The sequence below is a fragment of the Bradyrhizobium sp. 25ACV genome, from assembly GCF_054863005.1.
The window spans coordinates 388,288-402,880 of record NZ_JAVAYO010000004.1 but is presented as its reverse complement, the minus strand read 5'-3'; the positions used below and the strand labels follow the sequence as shown (position 1 = coordinate 402,880).

Annotated in this window: 12 protein-coding genes and 1 other RNA gene; 4 read left to right on the top strand and 9 right to left on the bottom strand. The window is 65.8% G+C overall.

The window, feature by feature from the left end:
* Entirely contained in the window at positions 1-990 is a 990-nt protein-coding gene (rsmH, locus tag RAD04_RS11945; RefSeq protein ID WP_461623950.1) for a 16S rRNA (cytosine(1402)-N(4))-methyltransferase RsmH, read from the bottom strand.
* Between the two features lie 524 nt (positions 991-1,514).
* Here rsmH and RAD04_RS11940 point away from each other — a divergent pair.
* Entirely contained in the window at positions 1,515-2,297 is a 783-nt protein-coding gene (locus RAD04_RS11940; RefSeq protein ID WP_461623949.1) for an N-acetylmuramoyl-L-alanine amidase, read from the top strand.
* A 168-nt stretch (positions 2,298-2,465) separates the two neighbouring features.
* Here RAD04_RS11940 and RAD04_RS11935 read toward each other — a convergent pair whose 3' ends face one another.
* Together RAD04_RS11935 and RAD04_RS11930 are read right to left on the bottom strand one after the other, a co-directional pair.
* Positions 2,466-3,698, bottom strand: a complete 1,233-nt coding sequence (locus tag RAD04_RS11935; protein WP_461623948.1) for an RNA polymerase sigma factor — start codon at positions 3,696-3,698, stop codon at positions 2,466-2,468.
* Between the two features lie 22 nt (positions 3,699-3,720).
* Positions 3,721-4,074, bottom strand: coding sequence for a YciI family protein (locus RAD04_RS11930; RefSeq protein ID WP_026202052.1), 354 nt, complete (start codon positions 4,072-4,074; stop codon positions 3,721-3,723).
* Positions 4,075-4,224: 150 nt separating this feature from the next.
* Between RAD04_RS11930 and rnpB the strand changes: the two genes are divergently transcribed.
* Positions 4,225-4,650: RNase P RNA component class A (gene rnpB, locus RAD04_RS11925), an RNA gene on the top strand.
* A 74-nt stretch (positions 4,651-4,724) separates the two neighbouring features.
* On the opposite strand, the gene RAD04_RS11920 is transcribed toward rnpB, so the two are convergent.
* Positions 4,725-5,159 (bottom strand): DUF983 domain-containing protein, encoded by a 435-nt coding sequence (locus RAD04_RS11920; RefSeq protein ID WP_461623947.1) that lies wholly within the window; start codon positions 5,157-5,159, stop codon positions 4,725-4,727.
* A 78-nt stretch (positions 5,160-5,237) separates the two neighbouring features.
* Between RAD04_RS11920 and RAD04_RS11915 the strand changes: the two genes are divergently transcribed.
* On the top strand, positions 5,238-6,608 hold the full coding sequence (locus RAD04_RS11915) for an aminotransferase-like domain-containing protein (RefSeq protein ID WP_461623946.1): 1,371 nt from the start codon (positions 5,238-5,240) through the stop codon (positions 6,606-6,608).
* A 1-nt stretch (position 6,609) separates the two neighbouring features.
* On the opposite strand, the gene RAD04_RS11910 is transcribed toward RAD04_RS11915, so the two are convergent.
* A complete protein-coding gene (locus RAD04_RS11910) occupies positions 6,610-6,873 on the bottom strand; it encodes a hypothetical protein (protein WP_461623945.1) in 264 nt (87 codons plus the stop codon).
* 220 nt (positions 6,874-7,093) lie between these two features.
* Here RAD04_RS11910 and RAD04_RS11905 point away from each other — a divergent pair, with 220 nt between their 5' ends.
* Positions 7,094-7,837, top strand: a complete 744-nt coding sequence (locus RAD04_RS11905) for a sulfite exporter TauE/SafE family protein (protein ID WP_461623944.1) — start codon at positions 7,094-7,096, stop codon at positions 7,835-7,837.
* Here the strand turns inward: RAD04_RS11905 and RAD04_RS11900 are convergent.
* From RAD04_RS11900 to RAD04_RS11885, 4 genes are all read right to left on the bottom strand, one after another.
* The gene (locus RAD04_RS11900; RefSeq protein WP_461623943.1) at positions 7,834-9,105 is read right to left on the bottom strand and encodes an O-antigen ligase family protein; all 1,272 of its coding nucleotides are present in this window, start codon (positions 9,103-9,105) and stop codon (positions 7,834-7,836) included. The two genes, RAD04_RS11905 and RAD04_RS11900, sit on opposite strands and share 4 nt — an antisense overlap.
* A gap of 73 nt (positions 9,106-9,178) precedes the next feature.
* Complete coding sequence (locus tag RAD04_RS11895) at positions 9,179-10,585, bottom strand: MATE family efflux transporter (protein WP_461623942.1); 1,407 nt, start codon at positions 10,583-10,585, stop codon at positions 9,179-9,181.
* 66 nt (positions 10,586-10,651) lie between these two features.
* A complete protein-coding gene (locus tag RAD04_RS11890; RefSeq protein ID WP_461623941.1) occupies positions 10,652-12,451 on the bottom strand; it encodes an ABC transporter ATP-binding protein in 1,800 nt (599 codons plus the stop codon).
* 537 nt (positions 12,452-12,988) lie between these two features.
* Entirely contained in the window at positions 12,989-14,572 is a 1,584-nt protein-coding gene (locus tag RAD04_RS11885; protein WP_461623940.1) for a DHA2 family efflux MFS transporter permease subunit, read from the bottom strand.
* Positions 14,573-14,593 lie beyond the last annotated feature (21 nt).

Here is a 14,593-nt window from a genome sequence, read left to right as displayed (position 1 = left end):
CTAGCCTCCCCTCATCACGTCGGAAAGTTTTGGCCAGGACGATGGCTCGCCATCCTGATGCGCGGGCGCCGAGGTGCGCTCAGCGGCGCGAAGCTTTGCGGAACGCGCGCGCGGGTTATGCGCGATTTCGTCCTCACCGGCGACCACGGGCCGCCGCGTCAGAAGCTGGAAGCTCGGCGGAACTTGCGCCACCTCCGGCAAATGCCGCGAGCCGCCGCCGGTCTTGGAACGCTCGGAGAGGAAATTCTTGACGATGCGATCTTCCAGCGAATGGAAGGAGACCACGACGAGGCGTCCGCCCGGCTTGAGCACGCGCTCGGCCGCAGCGAGCGCGGTCTGAAGTTCCTCGAGCTCTTCGTTGACGAAGATGCGCAGGGCCTGGAACGTCCTCGTCGCCGGATGAATGTCGCCGGGCTTGGAGCGCACCACCCTGCCGACGAGGTCGGCGAGCGCGCGCGTGGTCGTGAACGGCGTCTCCTGCCGGTCCGCGACGATGGCGCGGGCGACGCGGCGCGAATGCCGCTCCTCGCCGAGAAGATAAATGATGTCGGCGAGATCGGCTTCCGAAGCGCGGGCAACGACGTCGGCCGCGGTCGGCCCCGCCTGTCCCATCCGCATGTCGAGCGGACCGTCGAGCCGGAACGAGAAACCGCGACCGGCCTGGTCGAGCTGCATCGAGGACACCCCGACATCCATCACGACACCGTCCACGGCCTCGACACCCTGCGCCGCGCAGACCTCGGCAAGGTTGGAGAATCGGTCCTCGACCAGCGTCAACCGGCCCGCGGAGCGTTCGACCAGCTCGGCACCGCCCGCGATGGCGGTGCGGTCGCGGTCAATGGCGATGAGCCGGGTTCCCGGCACGTCGAGGATGGCGCGGCTATAGCCGCCGGCGCCGAAGGTGGCGTCGACATAAGTACCGCCATCGCGCGGGGCGAGGTGGTCGACGGCTTCGCGGCCGAGAACGGGGATGTGCGGAGCCGAGCTCATGCGCCAGGCCTGCTGGAGGCCCAGCCTGACGTCCAAGCGAGATTGGGGACGAACAAGCCCATGACGCCTCGAATGACTCCGTATCGCGGCGGTTCCACGACCGCACCGTCCAGCATGGTTACCGAGCCCGGTCGTCCCGGGCGGCAACCCCAGTGTTCCCAGCGGAATTTGTCGGGCAGCCATGGGATTTCGAGCCAAAATACGCTTTGGCCGCCTCCGGACGCGGGTCGGCTCTTCATCCCTCAGTAACGGCCCTTAGCGTTAAGAAAGCGTTGCTCGGCTCGTGACAAGTCGAAAAGCTGATGAGGCGGTGATGCTTCATCCACACACTTGCGCCAAAATGCATCCGTTAACCGCGCCGCGCGATTGCGCGGGGTGGAGGGTAAAGGAATAGTAAAGAGAAGGGCTTGGCCCACTCTCCGTCCGACCTTGGTTTGTCTATGCCGCCTTCCGGTTCGTCCACACCGTCTGGATCTGATTCGAAGCGTCAACGCGTTCTCCCGGTTCCCAAGGCCGCGGCGAGCATGAGGGCGTTCGAGCCGGATTCCTCGATCGTGTCCGACATCATCCCCTCGCCGAACCATGGCGAGCGCAACAAGACACGGCAGCCCGATATGATCGTGCTGCACTACACCGGCATGCCCGATGTCGAGGGCGCGCTGGCGCGGCTGTGCACGGCGGGAACCGAAGTCTCGGCGCATTACGTCGTGCTGGAGGACGGCCGCATCGTGCAATGCGTGCCCGAAACCAGGCGCGCCTGGCACGCCGGCGTCTCGTCCTGGGCGGGCGAGGACGACATCAACTCCTGCTCGATCGGCATCGAGATCATCAATCGCGGCCACGACTGGGGCTACCCGGAATATCCGCTGCGCCAGATCGCCGCCGTGATCGCGCTGTGCCGCGGCATCATGCTTCGCCGCAAGGTGCCGGCCCACCGGGTGCTCGGCCATTCCGACGTCGCGCCCGCGCGCAAGAAAGACCCCGGCGAAAAGTTTCCGTGGCACTCACTGGCCAATTCCGGCGTCGGTCACTGGGTGACGCCGGCTCCGGTCGTGCGCGGCGAGACTCTGATGCTCGGCACCATCAGTGACGAGGTGCTGAGCCTGCAGCAAGCGCTCGCCAGATACGGCTACGGCGTGCCTCTGACCGGCAAATACGACGCCGCGACCATGGAAGTCGTCACCGCCTTCCAGCGCCACTTCCGCCCCGCACGGCTGGATGGCGTCGCGGACCACTCGACGCTGTCGACATTGCAGGCGCTGCTCGCGAGCCTGCCGGCAGAGGGGACGACCGTCGCGTCGAAGTGACGGCGTAGCCGCGCAGTTCGCTCTCGTGTCCCGGACGCGCGAAGCGCGAGCCGGGACCCAGTCAGCGACACGCCCTGCTGCGGGATGGGCCCCGGCTCTGCAGCGCACCGCACCGGACGATGCTTCGCATCGCCGGGGGCGCTGCGCTGCGTCCGGGGCACGAGAGCCCTACTCCATTTCCCTCACCCGCCGCGCGTAGAGCCGCCGCAGCGGCTCGAGCTGTGTCGCCGCAGTCGCTGCGTGATACGCCTCGCACGCCTCATCCCTCCGCCCCAACCGCCGCAACAGATCCGCGCGCACTGCGGGCAGCAGCTCATAGCCGCCGAGCCCGCCTCGGGCGCTGATCGCATCGACGAGATCGAGCGCACGTGCCGGCCCATCGACCATCGACACGGCGGCGGCGTGGTTGAGCTCGATCACCGGAGAGGGAGAGATGCGCAGCAGCACCTCGTAGAGCCCGGCGATCTGCCGCCAATCGGTCTGCTCGAAGCTCGGCGCGCGGGCATGCAGCGCGGCGATCGCGGCCTGCACCACATAAGGCTGCGGCCGTCCCGGCACGCGCAACGCATCCTCGACCAGGCCCAGGCCCTCCTCGATCCGCCCGCGATCCCACAGCATGCGATCCTGCTCCTCGAGCAGCACGATATCGCCGGCCGCGGTCTCGCGTCCGGCACGGCGCGCATCGTGCAGCAACATCAGGGCCAGCAGGCCTTTGATGCCGCCACGATCCGGCATCAGCCGATCGAGCAAGCGGCCGAGCCGGATCGCTTCAGTTGCAAGATCAGGCCGCATCAGATCCGCGCCCTCGGTCGCGACATAGCCCTCGGTGAAGACCAGATAGATCACGGCGAGCACGCCATCGAGCCGCGGCGCCAGCGCGTCGCGCTCGGGCACCTCGTAGGGGATGCCGGCGAGTCTGATCTTCTGCTTGGCGCGGACCAGCCGCTGCGCCATTGCCTCCTCGCCCACGAGAAAGGCACGCGCGACCTGCGTGGTCGAGAGCCCGCAGACCGTGCGCAGCGTCAGAGCGACCTGGACTTCGGGCGCGAACGCCGGATGGCAACAGGTGAAGATCAGCCGCAGCATGTCGTCGTTGAGTGTTGCCGGCGGCTCGTCGACCGTTTGCGCATTGAGCTCGATCTCGTGCAGGAGCGCTTGCTGCTTGCCGCGGAAGACAGCCTCGCGCCTGACACGATCGATCGCCTTGTGCCTGGCGACATTGACCAGCCAGGCGCGCGGATTGTCGGGGACCTCGCACGCCGCCCAGCGTTCCAGCGCGACGGCAAAAGCATCCTGAAGCGCGTCCTCGGCGAGATCGAAATCGCCGACGAGGCGGATCAGCGTGGCCAGCGCCCGCCCCGCCTCGTCGCGGAAGATTTTGTCGATCTCGCCAGGAGTCATGCGGCGACGCGCGGCCCGGCCGTCACTTGTCGTAGACCCAGATCGGCCGCACCTCGATCGAACCGACGCGCGCGCTCGGAATCCGCGCCGCGATCTCGATCGCGGCGTCGAGATCCTTGGCCTCGATCAGATAGTAGCCGCCGAGCTGCTCGCGGGTCTCCGCAAACGGTCCATCGGTCGTCAGCATCTTGCCGTCGCGCACACGCACCGTCGTCGCGGTCGTGGTCGGTCGCAGTCGATCGCCGGCCTTGAAATTGCCGTTCCGAATGATGGATTGCGTGAAGGCTTCATACTCCGCCGACATCTTCTGGCTGGTTCCCGTGTCAATCTTCGCGTACTCGGCCTCGTTCTGGTAGATCATCAGCAGATATTGCATCGCTTCACTCCTGTTGTTCGGCTGTGTCGCCGACATCCAGTCGAACGGGGCACGCAGCAAACGACATCTTCAGGATAAATTATTTCGGGCGGATCGTACGTCGCGATATCGGCTTGACGAAACCGTCACAAATGCCCCATGCGTTGTCAGTCAGTCGGCCGGACGGCCGCTCCGGCAGGCGCCGAAAGGCCGCCGGGGAGGAAAGTCCGGGCTCCCTTGACATACGGTGCCGGATAACGTCCGGCGGGGGCGACCCCAGGGAAAGTGCCACAGAGAACGAACCGCCCCGCTTCGCCTTCGGCTTCGCGGGGTAAGGGTGAAAAGGTGCGGTAAGAGCGCACCGCGGGTCCGGCAACGGAGCCGGCATGGCAAACCCCACCGGGAGCAAAACCGAATAGGGACGGCGTAGCGGGCTGTTCGCGCAAGCGATAACGCCGCGGGGCGATGTCAGGCCCGCCGTCCGGGTAGGTTGCTCGAGGCCATGTGCAAACATGGTCCCAGAGGAATGGCCGTCACGTATCGTTCGCGCAAGCGGACGGTGCCTTACAGAACCCGGCTTACAGGCCGGCTGATATCTTGCAACGAGGGGTTCGATGCTGACCGCATCGAACTCCTCACCATTTTCAGGAACGCCTCAACGTCGCCGCGCCTCAGGCCGCGCGCGTGTCCGCTTTTACCAGCACCGGCGCAAGCTCGTCCGCCTCACGCCGCTGCTTGCTCACTTCAAAACCGTGCATGCCGATCTGCCATTGCAGCCCGACGATGGCGCCCTTGGTCGGCTGCAGCAATGCGAGCGAGGCGAACAGCGTCACCGGCAACCACACCACGAGTTGCAGCCAGACCGCCGGCGCATACGCGGTCTCGACCGCGAGGATCGCGGGGACCACGAGATGGCCGACCACGACGATCACGAGATAGGCGGGAAAGTCATCGGCGCGCTGGTGGAACAGTTCTTCGCCGCAATGATCGCAGCTGTTTGCGACCTTCAGGAAACGGCCGAACAGATGTCCTTCGCCGCAGTTCGGGCACTTGCCGCGAAAGCCGCGCCACATCGCCTTCGCCAGAGAGACTGAATCGGCCGCCATGACCAAACCCTTCCTTTTCGACAATCCATACAATAATCTGTTGTATCCATACATTCAAAGAATATGGACCTAAATTGCATGGATTGGACCCCGACAATCTCGGAGCTGTCAGGGCCGCGCTACCAGCGCATCGTCGAGGCCATGGAGGCCGACATCGCCGCCGGCCGGCTGGTGCGCGGCCAGCAACTGCCGACGCAGCGCGCGCTGGCCAAGGCGCTCGACGTCGACCTCACCACGGTGACGCGCGCCTACACCGAGGCGCGGCGTCGCGGAATCATGGAGGCGCGGGTCGGACAGGGCTCGTTCGTGTCGGAGACCAGCGCGCGCCGCGCGGTCGACCTACCGCATCCCGTCGCGATCGATCTTTCGATGAACGTGCCGCCACATCCGCTGGAGGCGCAGCTCGACGAGCGCATCATCGCCGGGATGGAAGCGATCCGCGCGCATTCGGGCCTGACGGCGTATCTCAACTATCAGCCGCCTGGCGGCAGCGAGCATGAGCGCGAGGTCGCCGCGCGCTGGATGCGCGCACGGGTACCGCACGCGCGAGCCGACAGGCTGGTGATCTTTCCCGGCACACAGACGATCCTGTTCAACTTGCTCGCCCATCTGGCGCGGGCCGGCGACATCGTGCTGACGGAGGCGCTCACATTCCCAGGCGTCAAGGCCGCAGCAGCGCGGCTCGGCATCAAGCTCGTCGGCGTCGCCATGGATGATGGCGGCATCCTGCCCGATGCGCTGGCAAAGGCCTGCCGCACGCACAAGCCGAAGGCCGTCTATCTCATTCCGACGCTACACAATCCGACCACGGCGACGCTTGCCGCCGAGCGGCGCAGTGCGATCGCAAAGATCATCGGCGATACCGACACGATCCTGATCGAGGACGACGCCTACGGCCTGCTCGACCGCTCGGCATCGCCGATCGCCAATCTCATTCCCGAGCGGACCTATCTTGCGACCACGCTGTCAAAATGTATCTCGCCGGCGCTCCGCGTTGCCTACCTGGCGACGCCCGACAGCGAGGCGCAGCGGGAGATGCGGACATACTTGCAGGCGACCGTGCAGATGCCGGCGCCGCTTATGGTCGCGCTGGTGACGCATTGGATCGAAAGCGGCATTGCCGATCGTATCATCACCGCCATCCGCAGCGAGGCGGTCGGCCGTCAGCAGCTCGCGCAGCGCGCATTGAAGGGCTTTCAGTTCCTGGCCAAGCCCGCGGCGCATCATCTGTGGCTGCGGCTGCCTGAGGACCGGCCCGATGTGGCGGCGCATCTGTTGCGAAACGGACTTGCGGTCGTCGCCGGCGATGCCTTCACGGTCGACGGGACACCGCCGCACGCGGCGCGCGTCTCGCTGGGCGCGGCACGCAACAGGTCGGAATTGACCGAGGCGCTACGCATCCTGGTCGGCGCGCTGCAGAAGCCCGCCGACACCAGACAGATCGTCTAGATCATCGACGATGACGGCGATGGGTCGAGCGCACGACCGGCGCCCCAGGCGACGGATAGCCCTGCAAAGCATATGCATCGCTGGGCGTGCCGTGCTGGCCGAGAGCCGCACGCGCCGCAGGCGTGAGCTGGCCGCCATTCAGCACGTCGCGGTCGGGATGAGCTGCCTGATAGGCCGCAGGCTCGGAAAGCTGCGCCTGGGCCATTGTCGGCATCAGCGCCGCCGCCAACAGCGCGGCTGCAGCGGCGATCTTGGTGCGGGTCATGGTCATTCTCCATCGTCGCATTCGGGACCGACCGATCCGAGAGCAGGATGGCGGCGGGGCCCCCGGATGAAGTACGACCGTCATGTAGGCATGTCTTTCGCGAACGCCCGGCGCCGCAGATCACGCTTGCGTGCGGGGCGGATTGACTTGCACGGCAGCAAGCATGCTATGCGGGCGGCGGCGATCAACAGTTCGGGATCGCCCGGCGAAGGACAATCTGTTGGAAACGCTCACCTCCGCGCTGCTGCTGCTCGGCGCATTGGCCGGCGGCTTCGTCTCGGGCCTGGCCGGGTTCGGCACGGCGCTGATGGCGCTCGGTATCTGGCTCTACGTGCTGCCGCCCTCGCTCGCGGTACCCCTGGTGCTGATCTGCTCCGTAATCGCGCAGACCTCGACGCTGCCCTCGATGTGGAAGAGCTTCGACCTCTCGCTGGTCTGGCCGTTCCTGATCGGCGGTCTCATCGGCGTACCGCTCGGCACCATGCTGATCGCCTCGGCCGATCCAAAAGTGTTCAAGTTAAGCGTCGGCGTTTTAATTCTGATGTTCTCGAGCGCGCTCTATCTGAACAAGAGGCCGCTCGCGATCAAATTCGGCGGCCGCCTCGCCGACGGCGCGATCGGCTTTGCCGGCGGTATTCTTGGCGGCCTCGCCGGGTTGTCCGGGCCGCTGCCGATCCTGTGGGCCAACATCCGCGGCTGGAACAAGCACGAACGGCGCGGCATCTTCCAGCTCTTCAATTTCACGGTGCTCGCGACAGCACTGGTGCTGCAGACCGCATCGGGTCTCGTCGAGCTCAAAGTGGTCTGGCTTGCGCTGGTCGCGTTTCCGGGCACCTTGATCGGCGCCTGGGCCGGCGCGCGCGTCTATCACGCCCTCAATGACAAGCATTTCGGCGATGTCGTGCTCGGCCTGCTGTTCCTGTCGGGTCTGACCCTGGTCTGGAACAGTCTCGGCGCACTCTAATTCTGCGTCTTCCTGGCGAGCGCCATGCCGCCGGTGACACCGACGCCGAGGACGTAGATCCAGCCCGGCGTGAAGTCGAACAAATGCGTGTTGAGCAGCGAGGTCAGCATGTTCTGCACCACGACCAGCAGGCCGATCCAGGAGGCCAGCCCCGCGCCGCGAAACAGCGAGAGATGCGCAAACCAGAGCGCGTAGAGGATCAGGACACCGACGATTCCCCACTGCACGGCCACGCTGAGGGTCTGATTGTGCGGGTTGCTGACGATCTCACCACGCAGCGGATCGATCTTCGCATCGACAGCCACGCTTGCGAACAGGCCGCGGATCGACCCGGTGCCGTGACCGACCAGCGGTGCATCGGCGATGAAGCGAAGGGACTTCCGCCAATATTCCAGACGTGAACCCATGCCGCTGACCTGACTGTCCTGCACGCTCGTCTCATAGTCGGCCTGAAATTTCGCAACCGTCATGCGCAGATTCGGCGACACGCCAAAGAGCAGCACCGCCGACAGCGCCATCGCGCCGGCGGCAAGCAGCGCCGCACGCAGGCGCAGATACAGCAGCGCGAACAGCACCACCAGGATCGGCAGCGTCACCAGCGCCGTGCGCGAGACCACGACGAAGATCATGTTGGCGAGAAATCCGATCGCGAGCACCGCGAACAGCGCCGCGGTGGCGGCGCGGCGTTGTCGCAGCAGCGACACGACTGGATAGACCAGCGCAAGCACACAGAGCGCGAATTCCTGGCTCTGGTCGATATAGTTGCGCACCGCGATTCCGCTTTCGACCCTGAAAGGCCCACGCGACAGATAGAGCTTCAGCGAGAGTGCGGGGTCGAAGGCGACGGCGAAGGAATAGAGCATCAAGGCCGCGCAGGATGCCAGGAAGGCAGAGAACACCCAATGGCCGTAGGGCCAGCGCTCGAACTGGTAGATCAGGAGCGGAATGACTAGCAGCTTCGCCACCGGCCCGATCGCGTGGATTCGCTCCGGCCACGGCGCATCCGACCAGAGCGTGCCCACGGCGGCGAGCGCGACCAGCGCGATCGGCAGCAGGCAGATCGGGCGAAGCAGCGAACGCGGAAACGCGCGGAGATCGACGAACGCGAAGGCGATCAGCCAGGGTATGAGCGCGAAAATCAGCCCGGTCGTGGTCCACGGCAGCAGCAGCGCGATCAGCGCGACGAAGCGGGCCGGCGTGCGATAGCGCGCCGCCCAGATCGCGGCGAGCCATGACGCCGCCCGCGGCTCGTTCGTCGCTCCGGTCATTGGCCCTTCTGCAGCCCACCATCCCCACCGCCCGGCAAGTTAGCCGGAGCAGCCAGGATGGGACAAGCTGCCGTTACGCAGGCTCGCGCGCGAGAGGCGCAATGGGGCCGGCGCTCGCCTGCTCGGGGGCCTTCACCTCCCGTGCCGAAGTCAGACGCTTCCTGAACTCGCGGCGCAGCAACCACAGGCTCAAGCCCGCCTGCAACATTGTCGCCGCGACCGACAAATACCAGACATACTCCATGCGAAAGCCCGGCCGCGTCGAGAGCCAGATCGCCGGCAGCGAGTAGGTGAACACGCGCGTCGCCGAGCTCAAGAGCACCGGCCTGGTGTTGCCGAGGGCCTGGAACATGCTCGAGCAGGTGAAGATCAGCCCCTGCGCAACCATGTTGAGCGAGATGATCCGCAGGAACAGGTAGGCGATGTCCATGGTCTCGCGGTCGTTCGAGAATCCGGCGAGCAGCAGCTCCGGCTTCACTTGCGCAAGGATCATGAAGCCGGTCATCACGATCGTGACGATCAAGGCGGCCTTGACGAATGTTTCCCGCACGCGCGCAGCCTTGGCTGCGCCGACGTTCTGGCCGGCGATCGGCCCGGCCGCCAGCCCAACCGCAAGCGCCGGCATGTTGATCAGGCCGAGCACGCGCTGCCCGATGCCGAAGCCGGCCTGCGCCGCCGCGCCGAAATCGCGCAGCTCGTAATAGACCACCGCCATGAAGATGAACATCATCGCGAACTCGCCGCCGGCCGGCAGGCCGACATCGAGGATGCGCTTCAAATGGTAAGGCTGCGGGCGCCACTGCGCCGGATTGAAGGCGACATAGCGCTCGACCTTGCGGAAATACGCCAGTAGCACCAGCACGCCGATGGCGACCGCGATCGAGCTCGCCAACCCCGCACCGACGACCCCGAGCGCATGGCCGGTGCCCCAGCCCGTGATCAGGACCGGCGCCAGCGCGATATTGATGGCCACAGCAAATGCCTGCACCAGCATGGTGGGACGCACGATACCGGTCGCGCGCAGCGCAGCCCCCATGACTTGGGTGGCGAACTGCAGCGCGAGCGCCGGCATGAACCACAGCAGGTAAGTGGTCCCGGCCTTGATCGTGGCCTGGTCCGCTGCGATCGAACGCATGTAGGCGCGCGACAGCGCGGCACCTGCGAGCAGGGTCGACAGTCCGAACAGCACCGACAGCACGATCCCCTGGTTGAAGATCAGGTTCGCATCCGCCCGGTCCTTGCGTCCCACGGCATGCGCGATCAGTGCCCCCGCGCCGACGCCGAGCACCTGCATCAGCCCGTTGACGAGAAAGCCGGCATTGCCGGCCGCGGCGACGCCCGCCACGGCGGCATCGCCCAGGCCCGACACGAAGTACAGATCGACCAGTTGGCAGACCATGATCGAGATCATGCCGGCCATGATCGGAGGTGCCATGGCCAGGAGGTGCCTCACGATGGAGCCGTCCGTCAGGTCTTTCATCTCATTCCATCCTTGACGAATTCCTTGGCGGCGTGACAGCGGGACCTTCGCCCCGCTGCCGCCCCCTCACTCCGCCGCTGCGACGTGCCCGAGCTCCACCACCTGGCGCTCGAACAGGCCGCGATAGATCCCCCCCGGCTTTCCCGCGAGCACGGCGTGGGTGCCCTGCTCGACGATCTCGCCGCGGTCGAACACCAGGATGCGATCGAGGCTGCGCACCGTCGACAGCCGGTGCGCGATCACGATCGAGGTGCGGCCCTTCATCAGCCGCTCCATCGCCTCCTGGATCAGCGCCTCCGATTCCGAATCGAGGCTCGACGTCGCCTCGTCCAGGATCAGCACCGGCGCATCCGCCAGGAACGCGCGCGCCAGCGCCACGCGCTGCCGCTCACCGCCCGACAGCTTCACGCCGCGCTCGCCGACCAGCGTGCCGTAGCCCTTCGGCAGGCGCAGGATGAAGTCGTGCGCGTTCGCAAGCCGCGCCGCCTGCTCGATCGCCTCGAGGCTGGCCCCGGGCCGGCCATAGGCGATGTTCTCGGCGAGCGAGCGGTGAAACAGGATCGGGTCCTGCTGCACGATCGCGATCTGGCTGCGCAGCGATTGCTGTGTGGCCAATGCGATGTCCTGCCCGTCGATCAGCACGCGGCCGCCGGTGACGTCGTAGAGCCGCTGCACCAGCTTGACGAAGGTGGTCTTGCCGGAGCCGGAGCGTCCGACGAGGCCGACACGTTCACCGGCCCGGATCGTCACCGACAGCCCGTCATAGAGCGGCGCGCGATGGCCGCCATAGTGGAACGTCACGTCGTCGAACACGATCTCGCCGCCCTCGATTGCGATCGGCCGCGCACCGGTTGCATCGGCGATGCCGATGGGCTCGGCATGGATCGCCACCAGCTCATCCATGTCGTTGACCGAGCGCTGGAGGTTGTTGATATGCATGCCGACGTCACGCAAATAGGCGTGGATGATGTAGTAGCTCGTCAGCACATAGGTCACGTCGCCCGGCGAGGCATGTCCCGACATCCACAACAGCACCGCGCCGCCGATCACGGACGTGCGGAGGCAGAGCAGCAGCGACAGCTGCGCCATGGCCGTGTAATTGTAGCGCAGCCATGTCCGCCGCACCCGCACGCGCCATCGGTTGATGACGCGGCCGAGCCGCGTATCCTCGCGCGCTTCCGCGCCGAACGACTTCACCACCGCGTTGCACGTCAGGGCATCCGCAAGCGTGCCGCCGACCTTGGTGTCCCAGGCATTGGAGACTCGGGCGGCCGGCGCGATGTAGCGCGTCGAGAACACGACGGTGATGGTGACGTAGAAGAACGCGCCGACCGCGATCACCACGCCGAGCGAGGCCCAGTGCATCCCGATCAGGACCATCGAGCCGATCAACACCAGCAGCGAGGGCGCCAACGCCATCAGGATGGTGTCGTTGAGCAGGTCGAGCGCCCACATGCCGCGCGTGATCTTGCGCACGGTGGAGCCCGCGAAGGAGTTTGCGTGCCAGTCGGTGGAGAAGCGCTGCACGCGGATGAAGGCGTCCTGTGCGACGTCCGACATGGTTTTGAGCGTGAACGGCACGATCGCCTGCAGGCCGGCCAGCCGCAGCGCCACGGAGGCAGCGCCCAGCGCCACGATGGCGCCGAAGGCCACCAGGGCGGCATGCCGCGCATCCGGATCGGACGGGCCACGCGTCAGCGCATCAACCAGCCGGCCCGAGAAGACCGGCATGAACAGGTCGGCAATGGTCGCACCCAGCAGGCCGCCGGCCACGATGAGCCCCCGTCCCGGCTGCTTCAGCCAGTGCCGGAACACGAAGGGCAGCACCAGGCGGATCGCCGCGGGCTTTTTTGACAGAGCGGTCATGACATCATCCGGCCGCTTTTGGCGCGGGCCGGCTCCATCGATGGACGCAGGCCGGCCGCGAGGGCCGAGACGGCGTCACTTAAGGTTGGCTTTGACTTGGGAAAGAAAGCGATCGGGACGCTTGGTCGAAAACTTGGCCCAATCGAAACTGGCGGAGGAGGCCTCTAACAGGCCGCGTACATACCGAACCAGAACATCATCGAGCGCGGGCGTACGATCTGCGAAAGCGACGAAATCATGCAAATCTCTCCCCGGTTCGAATGAATGAGGTGCGCTTTATAGATGTGTCGTTCGCGACTTGCAACGGGGCTCGCGCGAGATCACGGATGAGTGTTGCAATTTGGTGCGCGCGGCCTTGGTGCGCTCCACAGCCGCCGCCCCACCCTCCGCCGTCATGCTCCGCGAAAGCGGGGCATCCAGTACGCCGCGGCGGATGTGGTGAGAGCGATTACACCAACGCCGACCTCTGGGATACTGGATCGTCCGGTCGAGGCCGGGCGATGACACCGCGTTTGTGATTGCCCGAATTGGGCAGCATCAATGCGCGTCGCCGCCGCCGGTCAGTGGGGCCGGCTTGCTCAGCAGCGTCACCAGCAGGGTGAGGCCGAGATAGAACAGCGTCAGCACGAAGAAGGCATCGCCGAAGCTCATCACCACGGCCTGGCGATGCACGAGCTGGGAGAGCTGCTTCATCGCCATCAGCGTGGAATCGCCGAGCCCCTGAAACTTCTGCATGAACATGGTCAGGGTTTCGGTCGCGGTCGCATTGCCCCAGGTCACGCGCTCCTGGAGGCGGGTGATGTGCAAATCGGTGCGGTCGTTGAGCACGGTGTTGATGACAGCGAGACCGACCGCGCCGCCGAGATTGCGCATCAGGTTGAACAGGCCCGAGGCGTTCTTCACCCTATCAGGCGCCAGCGTGCCGAGCGCGATGTTGTTGGTGGGCACCATCGCGAACATCATGCCGATGCCGCGCAGGATCTGCGGCACCAGCAGCTCGTAGAAATCGTAGTCGCGCGTGATCCACGTCATCTGGTAGGAGCCGATCGCGAACACGACGAGGCCGAAGGCGATCATGTAGCGCATGTCGAGCTTCACCATGAGCCGGCCGACCAGCGGCGCGACCAGGAACATGGTGATCCCTGAGACGAACATGGTCTCGCCGATCATCAGCGCGCTGTAGCCGCGCACTTCGGCGAGATAGCGCGGATAGATGTAGGTCAGGCCGTAGAGGCCGATGCCGATGCAGAACTGCAGGACGCAGCCGATCGCGAAATTCCGATTGGAGAAGGTGCGCAAATTGACGATCGGCTCGGCCGCCGTGAAGACGCGCCAGAAGAAGGCGATGGCCGAGATCGCGCAGATCCAGGCGCAGATCGCGACCGAGGTATCCTGCATCCATTCATATTGCGGCCCCTCCTCCAGCACATATTCCAGCGTGCCGAGGAAGCCGGCCATGAACAACAGACCCCACCAGTCGAAGCGGTCGAGCAGTTCGAAATGCGGCTCGTCGAAATCGACCAGCGCCAGCACGCCCAGGGTGATGCCGATGCCGGGCACGACGTTGATGAAGAACAGCCAGTTCCACGACATCAGGTCGGTGATGTAGCCGCCGACCGTCGGTCCGATGGTCGGGGCCAGCGTCGCGACGAGGCCAATGATGGGGCCGACGATGTGGAATTTGGAGCGTGGAAAAACGGTATAGGCCGAGGCGAACACCGTCGGGATCATGCCGGCGCCGAGGAAACCCTGCAGCGCGCGCCAGAGGATCATCTCCTCGATCGTGGTGGCAAACCCGCAGAGCAGGCTCGAGGCGGTGAAGCCGGCCGCCGAGATCGCGAACAACAGCCGCGTGCCGAAGGCGCGCGACAGGAATCCGGACAGCGGAATGGCGATGACCTCGGCGATCAGATAGGCGGTCTGGACCCAGGAGACCTCGCTGGAGCTCGCTGACAACCCGGCCTGGATTTCGCTGAGGGAGGCCGAGACGATCTGGATGTCCAGGATCGACATGAACATCCCGAACACCATGATGATGAACGCGAACAGCCGCTTCGGCGCGATGCGCTCCGAAGCGGGATCCGCCATCATGGCAGGTGAAGCGGTGGTGGCGTTGGCCATGGTCCGACCTCGCAGGCGCTG

Bases quoted from the DNA above. Each gene is read 5' to 3' on its own strand.
- rsmH (WP_461623950.1), bottom strand. From the start codon at position 990: ATGAGCTCGGCTCCGCACATCCCCGTTCTCGGCCGCGAAGCCGTCGAC.
- RAD04_RS11940 (WP_461623949.1), top strand. From the start codon at position 1,515: ATGAGGGCGTTCGAGCCGGATTCCTCGATCGTGTCCGACATCATCCCC.
- RAD04_RS11935 (WP_461623948.1), bottom strand. From the start codon at position 3,698: ATGACTCCTGGCGAGATCGACAAAATCTTCCGCGACGAGGCGGGGCGG.
- RAD04_RS11930 (WP_026202052.1), bottom strand. From the start codon at position 4,074: ATGCAATATCTGCTGATGATCTACCAGAACGAGGCCGAGTACGCGAAG.
- RAD04_RS11920 (WP_461623947.1), bottom strand. From the start codon at position 5,159: ATGGCGGCCGATTCAGTCTCTCTGGCGAAGGCGATGTGGCGCGGCTTT.
- RAD04_RS11915 (WP_461623946.1), top strand. From the start codon at position 5,238: ATGGATTGGACCCCGACAATCTCGGAGCTGTCAGGGCCGCGCTACCAG.
- RAD04_RS11910 (WP_461623945.1), bottom strand. From the start codon at position 6,873: ATGACCCGCACCAAGATCGCCGCTGCAGCCGCGCTGTTGGCGGCGGCG.
- RAD04_RS11900 (WP_461623943.1), bottom strand. From the start codon at position 9,105: ATGACCGGAGCGACGAACGAGCCGCGGGCGGCGTCATGGCTCGCCGCG.
- RAD04_RS11895 (WP_461623942.1), bottom strand. From the start codon at position 10,585: ATGAAAGACCTGACGGACGGCTCCATCGTGAGGCACCTCCTGGCCATG.
- RAD04_RS11890 (WP_461623941.1), bottom strand. From the start codon at position 12,451: ATGACCGCTCTGTCAAAAAAGCCCGCGGCGATCCGCCTGGTGCTGCCC.
- RAD04_RS11885 (WP_461623940.1), bottom strand. From the start codon at position 14,572: ATGGCCAACGCCACCACCGCTTCACCTGCCATGATGGCGGATCCCGCT.